Source organism: Rahnella sp. CG8 (genome assembly GCF_023701875.1).
In the GTDB taxonomy this organism is placed as follows: Bacteria; Pseudomonadota; Gammaproteobacteria; order Enterobacterales; family Enterobacteriaceae; genus Rahnella; species Rahnella aceris.
Genome location: NZ_JABAED010000028.1, coordinates 42,389 through 53,847, shown reverse-complemented (window position 1 = coordinate 53,847; position 11,459 = coordinate 42,389). Strand labels below are relative to the sequence as shown.

Genomic DNA, 11,459 nt, shown 5'->3' with positions numbered 1-11,459 from the left:
TGCGGGGGCCGGATTTGAACCGACGACCTTCGGGTTATGAGCCCGACGAGCTACCAGGCTGCTCCACCCCGCGTCCGATGGAGGCGAACTATACTCCCCATGAGATTTCGTGCAACCCTTTTTTGAATTTATTCAAATAAAGCACTTAGTTGCTGGCTTTTTATGCACAAAATCGCCGTTTGGTGTTCAATTTGGCTCAGTACACTTTTTTCGGCTGTGGCAATTCCTTTCTGATAGGGCGTTTGTTATCGTTTCGCCAGTCATTTCCCTGAAAGTAAGAGAGCGCGGCAATAATGAAAGGACGTTGGAATAAATATCTGCTGGGTGGTCTGGTGTTAGCGGTGCTGGCGGGGTGTTCTTCGCGACCGACTGACCGGGGCCAGCAGTATAAAGATGGCCGTCTGGATAATGCGCTTGAATATGTGAATGAGCCGAATGCTACAGGCAAGCCGGTAAACGCGCTGGATTACTCTAATCAGGTCGCTGCGGTACAAATTGCCTCTTCTTCTTTATATGGCCGTAATAACACGACATTCCAGGCTGTTGAACAATGGCTGCGCTCCGGGGCTGATACCCGCAATCTTAGCCAGTACGGCATCAGCGCCTATCAGATGGAAGGTGCTGACAATTTTGGTAACGTGCAACTGACCGGCTATTACACGCCAGTTGTGCAGGCGCGCTACACCCGTCAGGGCGAATTCCAGTATCCGCTGTACCGTATGCCGCCTAAACGCGGTCGTCTGCCCGATCGTGCTTCGATTTACTCCGGTGCCCTGAGTGATAACTATGTGGTGGCCTGGACCAACTCCCTGATGGATAACTTTATGATGGAAGTACAGGGCAGCGGTTATGTCGATTACGGCGATGGTCGCCCGTTCATGTTCTTCGGTTATGCGGGCAAGAATGGTCACGCTTACCGCAGTATCGGCAAAGTGCTGATCGACCGCGGTGAAGTGGCGCGTGAGAATATGTCTATGCAGGCGATCCGCCAGTGGGCAGATACTCACAGCCCGGCAGAAGTGCGTGAATTGCTGGAACAGAATCCGTCATTCGTTTTCTTCAAGCCTGAACCTTTCGCGCCAGTTCGCGGTGCCAGCGGTGTGCCGCTGATTGCCAAAGCCTCTGTAGCTTCTGACCGTTCGCTGATCCCGGCGGGTACGACATTGCTGGCGGAAGTGCCGGAGCTTAACGATAAAGGCAAGTTTACCGGTAAATATCATATGCGTCTGATGGTCGCACTGGATGTTGGTGGTGCGATTAAAGGACAACATTTCGATATGTATCAGGGGATTGGTCCTGACGCTGGCCACTCTGCAGGATTTTATAATCACTACGGACGCGTCTGGGTGTTAAAATCAGCGCAGAACGGCAAGCCGTTGTTCACGGCATACGCGCCATCCAACTAGATTTCAAACGACAAAGTCTTCGAACGCACTGAGGTTTATCTTTTCATGACAGCGACTTACTCCGACGCTTATCAGCAACGTTTTGGCGGAACTGCCCGGCTTTATGGTCAGCAATCGCTGGAGCTGTTCTCGCAGGCGCATATCTGTGTGATTGGTATTGGCGGAGTGGGGTCATGGGCTGCGGAAGCACTGGCCCGCACCGGTATTGGCGCGATCACGCTGATTGATATGGATGATGTGTGTGTGACCAACACCAACCGTCAAATCCATGCGTTACGTGAAAACGTCGGGCAGGCAAAAACGGAAATTATGGCGCAGCGCATTCTGGCGATTAATCCGGAGTGCAAAGTCACCTGCATTGATGATTTTATTACGCCGGATAACGTGGCGGAGATGCTCGATCAAGGGTTCAGCTATGTCATTGATGCTATCGACAGCGTCCGGCCTAAAGCCGCGCTGCTGGCCTATTGCCGTCGTTATAAAATTCCGGTGGTGACGACGGGCGGTGCGGGTGGTCAGATTGATCCGACCCAAATTGCTGTCGTGGATCTGGCGAAAACCATTCAGGATCCGCTGGCGGCAAAACTGCGTGAACGTCTGAAAAATGATTTCAACGTGGTGAAAAACAGCAAAGGTAAGCTCGGAATTGACTGTGTGTTTTCCAGCGAGCCGTTGATGTATCCGCAGGCTGATGGCTCGGTATGTGCTGCAAAGGCAAGCGCAGAAGGCCCTAAACGCATGGATTGCGCGTCTGGTTTTGGGGCTGCAACGATGGTTACCGCGACGTTTGGTTTTGTCGCGGTATCCCACGTACTGAAGAAGATGATGGCTAAGGCACAGCGTCAGGCTCAGGCAGCCTGACGAGCCAGGGCGATTACGCCTTCTGCCAGCGCATGAAGCCCGCTGGAGCGGCTGGTACTCAGTTGCTCACGCAACCCCAATACATCAAACAGCGCCAGCGGATCCCGCATTAAAATCTCGTCTGGCGTTTTGCCTTCCACGGCGGTCAGTAGCACTGCCAGCAAACCTTTAACGATCCTTCCTTCGCTGTCACCATAGAAATGCATTGTTCCATTCACCGCTTTTTCCGCGCCTAGCCATACTCGGTTTTCACAACCAGACAGCTCATTTTCCGGCGTTTTCAGCGTCGTATCCAGCGGCGGCAAAGATTTCGCCAGCAGGATTAACTGACGGTAGCGGTCTTCCCACTGACGGAATGACGCGAATTTTTCGGTCAGTGAGGATTCAGTGATCTCATGGCCGAAAGGATGTGGCGCTAACATGGTATTCCCCAAAGAATGAATTAGTCGGCTAACAGATCGAAAGCATATTTTACTGCCCTGACCAGCCGTATAACGTCCTGTTCATTATTATACGGCGCAAATGAAGCCCGTAATGTTCCGCTGATGCCCAGAGCATCCATCAATGGCTGGGCGCAATGCTGTCCGGCGCGCAAGGCAATGCCTTGTTCAGCCAGCAATGTCACAAGGTCACTGTGATGCACACCGGCGATATCGAATGCCAGAAGTGAGGCATTCTGACAGCGGAAACTGCGGAAACCCTCAATCTGCGTAAGCTGCTCTTCAGCCAGACTCGCCAGATTTTGTGTATATTTCTCTGCCGCTTGCAGATCTACGGTTTTTAACCATTTCAGCGCTGCTGACATCCCGATCACACCGGCAATGTTAGGCGTACCCGCTTCGAAGCGGTGGGGCACGGCCTGCGGTGTAAAACCGGTCATGGAAGCCTGGGTCAGCATTTTCCCGCCGCCCTGCCACGGTGCCATATTCTCGAGCAATTTAGTTTTGCCATACAGCACGCCGATGCCTGTCGGCCCGTAAAGCTTATGGCCGGAGAAGGCATAAAAGTCGATATCGAGTTGTTGAACGTCTGGCGAACAATGAACAACGCCTTGTGCGCCATCGATCAGAACGGGCGTGTCGTTAGCGTGTGCCAGTTCAACGGCACGGGCTATATCGGGTATTCCGCCGGTAACATTCGACATTTGCGTCAGTGCCAGCAAGCGGGTTTTGTTGTTCAGCAGGACGGAAAGGGCGGTGATATCAGGAATGCCGCACTCATCCACTGGCAGCGTGATCACCTGCGCCTGACATTGTTGTGCGACCATCAGCCACGGAATGAGGTTAGCGTGATGTTCCGCCTGACTGACAATAATCTCATCACCCGGTTGCAGTCGAGGGCGTAGCCAGCTTTGTGCCACCAGATTTATGGACTCCGTGGTTCCCCGCGTCCAGACGATATCTGCGGAATGCGGCGCGTTGATCCACTGCGCCACCAGCCTTCTGGCCTGCTCGTAGTCATCTGTCAGGGCTTGCGCCGCATGATACTGGCTGCGGTGCACGGTGGCTCCTTCCTGAGAGTAGAAATTTACAGTGGCCTCGATCACCGCCTGCGGCTTCAGGGCGGTGGCGGCACTGTCGAGATAACATTGCCCCTGAGACAACGCAGGAAACTGTTGACGAAAATCTGCGGGGTTAAAATCAGTCATACGAAATCAGATCCTTCGGCCTGAGTTAAAAATACAGGTTTATCTGTAACACAAGCCGCTTATTCATTTTAGGAATGGTTACCTGGAAATTCATCAGAGGTTTGTTATGCTGAATTACGAAGACTAGAAGCATTAGCCTGGAGTCTAACCAGGAATTTGAAGCATATTAATCTGCAAGGAGTCTATGATGAAGAAGATCGCCGCCGTAATTTCAGCTGCACTGCTGACGACAACACTTGCCGCCTGTTCGAGCAACTACGTGATGCACACCAACGATGGCCGCACCATTGTTGCTGAAGGCAAACCTAGCACCGACAGTGATACCGGTATGATCAGTTATACCGATGCGTATGGCAATAAGCAGCAGATCAATAAATCTGAAATCAAAGAAATGGCAGAAGGGAACTGATTCCTGACGTGAACACCTTGAGTCAGTCGCTCAGGTAACCTCACATTTTGCTTTGTGACAAAACCGGCTCCTCTTGCGAGGAAGCCGGTTTTGTCACATTATGCGCTCGTCATTCTGCTGCCTGGTGTTTCCTTTGCGTCCTTTATGCAGCAAAAAAAGCAAAAAAAAAGCACCGCAAATTGCGGTGCTAAAAAATCACTTTGGACAGACAGGGTAATGTACAGGAAGTGAAAAGTTTGTAGCATTCAAGCTACGCGTCTGGATTGCCAGACAATTGCAAACACAACATCACAACCACAAGCCAAAAGTATTTCAGCATCCTCATACCAATCTACTTTTCGTTCCGGCTCAGGAAGTGGCGCCACTATAGGTTTTTGCCTGTACATCCTCAACGGACAAATTATAATGTCTCGGATTAAAAAAACTAATACCTAAACCCACGGACAGGCGTTCCGCTAACCGGCGAATAAGAAGTATCCATTCTATGTCAAAACGTTTACCGCCTTTGAATTCTCTGCGGGTGTTTGATGCCGCAGCGCGTCACCTTAGTTTTACTAAGGCTGCCGAGGAACTGTTCGTCACGCAGGCCGCTGTTAGCCACCAGATTAAGTCACTTGAGGACTTTTTAGGGTTAAAACTGTTTCGCCGCCGCAATCGCTCTTTGTTACTGAGCGAAGAAGGGCAGAGCTATTATCTGGATATCAAAGAGATATTCTCTGCTCTGAATGAGGCCACACGTAAACTTCAGGCACGCAGTGCCAAAGGCGCGCTGACCGTCAGTTTACCGCCCAGTTTTGCGATTCAATGGCTGGTGCCAAGATTGTCTGGCTTTAACTCAGCTTATCCGGGCATCGATGTACGCATCCAGGCGGTAGACCGTGAAGAAGATAAATTGGCCGACGATGTCGACGTCGCCATATTCCATGGTCGGGGTAACTGGCCGGGGCTACGGGCAGAGCGATTGTATGCGGAGTATTTACTGCCGGTTTGTTCTCCTTCGTTGCTGATGGGGGATAATCCGCTGAAGGAACCCGCCGATTTAAGTCATCACACACTGCTGCACGATGCTTCCCGTCGGGACTGGCTGGCGTACACCAAACAGCTTGGGTTGCAGCAGGTGAATGTGCAGCAGGGGCCTATTTTCAGCCACAGTGCGATGGTGGTTCAGGCCGCCGTTCACGGGCAGGGTATTGCGCTGGTGAATAATGTCATGGCACAGACTGAGATTGAGGCCGGACGTCTGGTGTGTCCGTTCAGTGAAGTTTTAATTAGTAAAAATGCTTTTTATCTGGTTTGTCATGACAGTCAGGCAGAACTGGGTAAAATAGCCGCCTTTCGTCAGTGGATCCTCGCCCGTGCAGCCAGCGAGCAGGAAAAACTGCGCTTTCGTTTCGATCAGGCGTGAGGCCTGATTCCTGGGGATAGAAAGTCCTGAGTCTGCTGATGAGATTGATTAATCAGGTTTTTCATCAGCAAATAACGATAACAGGTAACGCATAATGACCAGTCGTTCAATGTTGATTTTCGCCGCTATCAGCGGTTTTATCTACGTCGCTTTCGGTGCTTTTGGCGCACATGTGTTGAGCCAGTCGCTCGGCGAAGCGGAAATGGCATGGATCCATACCGGGTTAACTTATCAAAGCATTCATACGCTGGTAGTGATGATTCTGGGTGTTGCGATGCAGCGCCAGCGCAATGTGTGGTTCTACTGGAGCAGCGCCTTTTTAGCGCTGGGAACCGTTTTATTCAGCGGCAGCCTTTATTGTCTGGCGCTGTCACATCTCCGTTTGTTCGTTTTTGTCACTCCGATTGGCGGTACCTTGTTCCTGGTCGGTTGGATTTTGTTGTTGATCGGCGCATTGCGCCTGAAGAAAAAGGCCGAACGCCATGAATAAACTTGCTCTCTACTGCCGTCAGGGTTTTGAAAAAGAATGCGCAGCAGAAATTACTGACAAAGCTGCGAAGATGGAAATCTTCGGTTTTGCCCGCGTGAAAGAAAACAGCGGTTATGTGCTGTTTGAATGCTATCAACCAGATGATGCTGACCGTATCGCCAAAGAACTGCCCTTCCGCGAGCTGATTTTTGCCCGTCAGTTGATCGTGGTGGGAGAGTTGCTGAAAGATTTGCCGCCGGAAGATCGTGTTTCTCCGATTGTCGGCATGGTTCAGAACGTGATTACCAACGGTGGTGAGCTTCGCGTTGAAGTGCCTGATACCAATGAAAGCAAAGAGCTGACCAAGTTCTGCCGCAAACTGACTGTGCCGCTGCGTTCCGCGATGCGCGAATGCAAAGTGCTGGGCAAGAAAGAGAATGCGCTGCGTCCGGTAGTGCATGTGTTCTTTATCGCGCCGGGTTGCTGCTATGTGGGGTATTCCTACAGCAATAACAATTCACCGTTCTATATGGGTATTCCGCGCCTCAAGTTTCCTTCCGAAGCGCCAAGCCGTTCAACGCTGAAACTGGAAGAAGCTTTCCATGTCTTTATTCCGGCTGATGAGTGGGATGAACGTCTGGCAAGTGGCATGTACGCGGTGGATTTAGGCGCGTGTCCTGGCGGCTGGACGTACCAGCTGACACAACGCAGCATGATGGTCACGGCTGTCGACAACGGTCCGATGGCACCCAGCCTGATGGAAACCGGTCAGGTGATTCATCTGCGTGAAGACGGCTTCCGTTACAAATCCACCAGCACTAAGAACTACTGGCTGGTGTGTGACATGGTCGAAAAACCGGCTAAAGTGGCTGCGCTGATGTGTGACTGGCTGGTCAACGGCTGGTGCCGTGAGGCGATCTTTAACCTGAAGTTGCCGATGAAAAAGCGTTACGAAGAAGTCTCTAATATTCTTGAACGCATCGACGAACGTCTGAAAGAAAATGGCGTGAATGCCGAGATCTTCGCGAAGCAGCTTTATCACGATCGCGAAGAAGTCACCGTGCATATCCGCCGTTTCTGGTCGGCTATTGGCGGACGCCGCGACGAGCGTGATCGCTGATACTCGTCATACTTTGAACTGCAGGGGCGTGGGCTGCGTGCGTTCGCCCGAATCACTTACTTGCCACCTGCCTGCAATTCAAATTATTCAGAGTATCCTTCCTGAACACTTGCGTTTGAGAAGTGCTTTTTTATGGCAAACGCAGTTGCTGCAAATTGCCATCCAGCGCGACGTCGGTTTGCAGCGTTGATACACGTTTGCAGGCATACGCCAGTTCACGGTGCTCTTCGAGTTTTTTACGCCATTTTTCCGGCACGCCTTCCAGATTGTCGTAAAGCTCATCCAGCGATCCGGTCTGCGTCAGTAACGTGACCGCCGTCTTCGGGCCTATTCCCGGCACTCCCGGGATTTTACTGCTGCTGATCCCGGCCAGACCCCAGTAATCGGTGAGTTGCTGTGGCAATACGCCAAACGTTTCCTGAACAAACGGCATATCCAGCCAGCGTTTCTGGAAGTAATCGCGGATCTGAATATTGGGTGCCAGTAACTGACAGTACCCTTTATCGGTTGAAACGATGGTGACCTGATGGCCGCCGGATGACACTTTCGCGGCCAGTGTTGCCGCCAGGTCGTCTGCTTCATTACCTGCAGAATGCCAGCAGGCAATGCCTAGCCCTTCAAAACCGGCTTTCAGGCTGGGCATTTCCGCAACCAGATTATCTGGCATTGGTGAGCGCCCGGCTTTGTAGTCGGGCAGACACTGATGACGCCAACTGTCTGCCCGGTCATCTTCGTCAAATACGGCAACGGCATGTGTGGGCTGAGTATGCTGAATCAGCTGACCTATGGCGTTCTGGCAGGTAATCAGACAAGGCGAACCCTGAACCGCATGGATACGGCGGATCAGGTTCAGGGCATCAATAATCAGCAGATGTATTGCCATGTTAATCTCCATAATAAAGGCGACTCGCGTCGCCCTTAGATCTGCTTTAGAAGTGTGACTTGCCGTGTGATCGGTCGGTCAGGCACAAATCTCATAGCAAGGAATATATGCGCTGCCCGGCAATTTCATACGGTGCTGGGCGACGAAACCTTGCAGCAGGCTGTCCATTTTTTTCATTAAAGCCGGATCGCCGTGCAGCTTGAAGCGACCATGTTTTTCGATGGCGTGGATCCCAAATTCTTTCACGTTACCGGCCACAATACCGGAGAAGGCGCGGCGCAGTGCGGCGGCCAGTTCCTGCGGTGGCTGGTTAGGATAAAGATTCAGGTTCGCCATGTTTTCATGATTCGGTTCGAACGGGTGCTGCAAATCGGGCGCAATGCGAATCGACCAGTTGAAACTGTAGGCATCTCCGCTGTTACGACGGTTTTCTTTCACCAGCGGCATGGCGCGTTTCATCTGACGGGCGACTTCTGTCGGATCGTCGATGATGATGGTGTAGAACTTACAGGCTTCTTCACCCAGCGTTTCTTTAATGAAGGCATCAAGAACGTGGAAGTAATCCGCGCTTTCTTTCGGGCCGGTGAGGATCAGCGGTAAAACCTGATCGCTGTTTTCCGGATCCATCAGAATGCCCAGCAGATACAGTAATTCTTCTGCGGTACCTACACCGCCAGGGAAGATAATGATCCCGTGCGCAATGCGCACGAACGCCTCAAGCCGTTTTTCGATATCTGGCATGATGATCAGTTCGTTGACCAGTGGATTAGGCGGCTCAGCAGCAATAATCGACGGTTCTGTCATGCCGATAAAGCGGCCGGCTTTGTAGCGCTGTTGCGCGTGGCCGACGGCGGCGCCTTTCATCGGGGCTTCCATTGCGCCCGGGCCACAGCCGGTACAAATGTTCAGTTCACGCAGACCCAGCTGACTGCCGACGTTACGGGCATACTGATATTCAATTTCATTAATTGAATGTCCGCCCCAGCAAACCACCATGTTCGGATCTTCATCCAGATGCAGGGCGCGGGCATTGCGTAAGATAGAGAACACCAGATTGGTCAGATGCGCTGAGTTTTTGGTATTCAGGTGCTGAAAACGACCGGCGTTGTCAATTTGCCCGCTCACGAACAGAATATCGCGCAGTACAGCAAACAGGTTGGCCTGTAATGAGCGGATAATCCGGCCATCCACAAATGCGTCTTCCGGTGGGTTTACCAGTTCCAGTTTCACGCCACGCTCTCTGCGCAGCACATTGATATCAAAGCTTTCGTAACGGTCGAGAAGCTCTTTACTGCTGTCAGTCTGGCTGCCGCTGTTAAGCACGGCCAGTGAACAATTTCGGAAAAGACGATAGAGGTCGCTGCTCGCAGTACGTTTGAGCATGTCGACTTCCAGCTGCGACAACAAATCCATTGAGCCTAACGGGCTGATATGTGTAATCAAAGTTGCTCCTTGACACCAACGGGTGCAGTGATTCTTTCTGCTACCTGATTGCGGCGCATGATTTTTCGGATCATATTTTTTGCGCCGTACGCGATTTAACAGTAACCCCGTCATCAGGCTTTTACCAATGCTGACAGAGCGTTAGCTCAGTTCTTGAGCAACGTCTCGCATTATTGTCTGACAAGTCGCGCGGTTGCAGGTTCAAACGGGAAGTTGGATCTCCATGGATTGATGTCCAGACCACCGCGGCGTGTATAGCGCGCATAAACGGCAAGCTTTTCCGGCTGGCAGAAACGCAGCAAATCATTAAAGATGCGTTCAACGCATTGTTCGTGGAATTCATTGTGATGGCGGAAAGAAACCAGGTAACGCAGCAGCGCTTCATGGTCGATTTTCGGGCCGCGATATTGGACCTGAACGGAACCCCAGTCTGGCTGATGGGTGATCAGGCAGTTGGATTTCAGCAGATGACTGACCAGCGACTCTTCAACGATCTCAGCACCTTTAGCATTGGCCAGATAATCCGTGCTGAACTCGTAACTGTCGATCTCAATATCCTGCTCATCGATGCAAACACCGTCAAAATGCCCAACCGCTGAACCTTCAATCTCAGACAGACGGCTGACGCTCACCGTGACTTCGCCTTGCGCGCAGGCGCTTAAATCACGGGTTAATGTTTCCTTGACCGCCTGCCAGTCCGCGAAAACGGTCTGGTTGAAGCTGTTCAGATAGAGCTTGAAGCTTTTGGATTCGATCAGATTCTGGCTGTTGGCATTCAGACTGATTTCACCCACGGCAACCTGCGGCAGGCCTTTGGCATTGAGCCACGACAGTTCATACAGCGTCCAGATATCTGCGCCATGAAACGGTAAGTTGTCCGGATATAAACCCAGCGGTTCACGGTTCATGCTGCGCGGAACGGCCTGCAATAAAGACGCGTCGTATTGATCGACATAAGCCGTACTTTTACCCAGCGTCAGTTGCGCCAGGGCGGGGTTATCCTGATATGAGGACATGCTGTCACCTTACGAAATAGGTACAATAGAGAATAATCCCTAGTTTACCCCAGCCTTACCGGAAGATGAGAGAATTATGGAGTCTGAAGTTTCTGTAGCATTGCGTGAATTTACTCAACGTTATGTCGATCTCTGGCAACAGGAAACCGGCATGCCGCCCGCCAGTGAAGCCCTTTTTGGTGTGGATTCGCCGTGCGTGGTCAAAACAGATGAAGACAAGGTCTTCTGGCTAACACAGACGTTTACCCCTGATGCGACCTTGCAAAATGTAGAACGGGCGCTGGAATTACAGTTGCGTCCTGAGGCGCATGAGTTTTACACGACACAGTATGCAGGGGACATGACCGCCAGCTGGCAGGGAAATCCGCTGACGTTGTTGCAGGTCTGGAGCCAGGAAGATTTCACCCGTTTGCAGGAAAATCTGATCGGGCATCTGGTCACGCAAAAGAGGCTGAAGCTGACACCTACCCTTTTTCTGGCGACCACAGATTCCGAGCTGGATCTGGTTTCGTTATGCAATGTGACCGGTAATGTCGTGCTGGAACAGTTCGGCAGTAAAAAACGAACTATACTCTCGCCATCGTTATCAGAATTCCTTACAATGCTGACCGCTGTTTGTCCCGCCTGAGCAACATCATCTGAACGACCCATCCCGCAGAGCACAAATGGCTCACAAGCGTGTGAGAGATCTCTCACAAAGGCTGTAAGAGATCTCGCTAATTTGACTTAATTACTTCCTGGTTAAAATAATTTTCATAAATAAAATCAATTAGTTGGTTGATTTATTGGTTGTGAGACG

Annotated in this window: 12 protein-coding genes and 1 tRNA gene; 7 read left to right on the top strand and 6 right to left on the bottom strand. The window is 51.5% G+C overall.

Translation table 11 applies throughout. The annotated features are described in order from the left end of the window. Window positions 1–73: transfer RNA gene (locus tag HGO41_RS21195), tRNA-Met, on the bottom strand. A 220-nt stretch (window positions 74–293) separates the two neighbouring features. Between HGO41_RS21195 and mltA the strand changes: the two genes are divergently transcribed. Continuing rightward, window positions 294–1,406: a murein transglycosylase A gene (gene mltA, locus HGO41_RS21190; protein ID WP_112152498.1), complete on the top strand. Its 1,113-nt coding sequence runs from the start codon at window positions 294–296 to the stop codon at window positions 1,404–1,406. A 45-nt stretch (window positions 1,407–1,451) separates the two neighbouring features. Next, the gene (tcdA, locus tag HGO41_RS21185; protein WP_013574174.1) at window positions 1,452–2,267 is read left to right on the top strand and encodes a tRNA cyclic N6-threonylcarbamoyladenosine(37) synthase TcdA; all 816 of its coding nucleotides are present in this window, start codon (window positions 1,452–1,454) and stop codon (window positions 2,265–2,267) included. Here tcdA and csdE read toward each other — a convergent pair. Then, complete coding sequence (gene csdE / locus HGO41_RS21180; protein WP_037035153.1) at window positions 2,255–2,689, bottom strand: cysteine desulfurase sulfur acceptor subunit CsdE; 435 nt, start codon at window positions 2,687–2,689, stop codon at window positions 2,255–2,257. The two genes, tcdA and csdE, sit on opposite strands and share 13 nt — an antisense overlap. A gap of 20 nt (window positions 2,690–2,709) precedes the next feature. Continuing rightward, window positions 2,710–3,915 (bottom strand): cysteine desulfurase CsdA, encoded by a 1,206-nt coding sequence (csdA, locus tag HGO41_RS21175; protein WP_223510391.1) that lies wholly within the window; start codon window positions 3,913–3,915, stop codon window positions 2,710–2,712. Window positions 3,916–4,102: 187 nt separating this feature from the next. Between csdA and HGO41_RS21170 the strand changes: the two genes are divergently transcribed. The 4 genes from HGO41_RS21170 (at window position 4,103) to rlmM (ending at window position 7,318) form a co-directional block, all read left to right on the top strand. Continuing rightward, window positions 4,103–4,324 carry a YgdI/YgdR family lipoprotein gene (locus HGO41_RS21170; protein WP_013574177.1) on the top strand — a complete coding sequence of 74 codons (222 nt, stop codon included), beginning with the start codon at window positions 4,103–4,105 and terminating at the stop codon, window positions 4,322–4,324. Between the two features lie 484 nt (window positions 4,325–4,808). Further along, on the top strand, window positions 4,809–5,729 hold the full coding sequence (locus HGO41_RS21165; RefSeq protein ID WP_013574178.1) for a transcriptional regulator GcvA: 921 nt from the start codon (window positions 4,809–4,811) through the stop codon (window positions 5,727–5,729). Between the two features lie 94 nt (window positions 5,730–5,823). Continuing rightward, entirely contained in the window at window positions 5,824–6,219 is a 396-nt protein-coding gene (locus HGO41_RS21160) for a DUF423 domain-containing protein (RefSeq protein WP_013574179.1), read from the top strand. Then, window positions 6,212–7,318, top strand: coding sequence for a 23S rRNA (cytidine(2498)-2'-O)-methyltransferase RlmM (gene rlmM, locus HGO41_RS21155; protein WP_013574180.1), 1,107 nt, complete (start codon window positions 6,212–6,214; stop codon window positions 7,316–7,318). Before HGO41_RS21160 ends, rlmM begins: the two co-directional genes overlap by 8 nt. A 130-nt stretch (window positions 7,319–7,448) precedes the next feature. Here rlmM and xni read toward each other — a convergent pair whose 3' ends face one another. From xni to queF, 3 genes are all read right to left on the bottom strand, one after another. Beyond that, window positions 7,449–8,201, bottom strand: coding sequence for a flap endonuclease Xni (gene xni, locus HGO41_RS21150; protein ID WP_013574181.1), 753 nt, complete (start codon window positions 8,199–8,201; stop codon window positions 7,449–7,451). A 78-nt stretch (window positions 8,202–8,279) separates the two neighbouring features. Beyond that, window positions 8,280–9,644, bottom strand: a complete 1,365-nt coding sequence (ppnN, locus tag HGO41_RS21145) for a nucleotide 5'-monophosphate nucleosidase PpnN (protein ID WP_013574182.1) — start codon at window positions 9,642–9,644, stop codon at window positions 8,280–8,282. Window positions 9,645–9,814: 170 nt separating this feature from the next. Continuing rightward, the gene (queF, locus tag HGO41_RS21140) at window positions 9,815–10,660 is read right to left on the bottom strand and encodes an NADPH-dependent 7-cyano-7-deazaguanine reductase QueF (RefSeq protein ID WP_112152495.1); all 846 of its coding nucleotides are present in this window, start codon (window positions 10,658–10,660) and stop codon (window positions 9,815–9,817) included. Window positions 10,661–10,736: 76 nt separating this feature from the next. Between queF and syd the strand changes: the two genes are divergently transcribed. Beyond that, entirely contained in the window at window positions 10,737–11,288 is a 552-nt protein-coding gene (syd, locus tag HGO41_RS21135; RefSeq protein WP_013574184.1) for a SecY-interacting protein, read from the top strand. Window positions 11,289–11,459 lie beyond the last annotated feature (171 nt).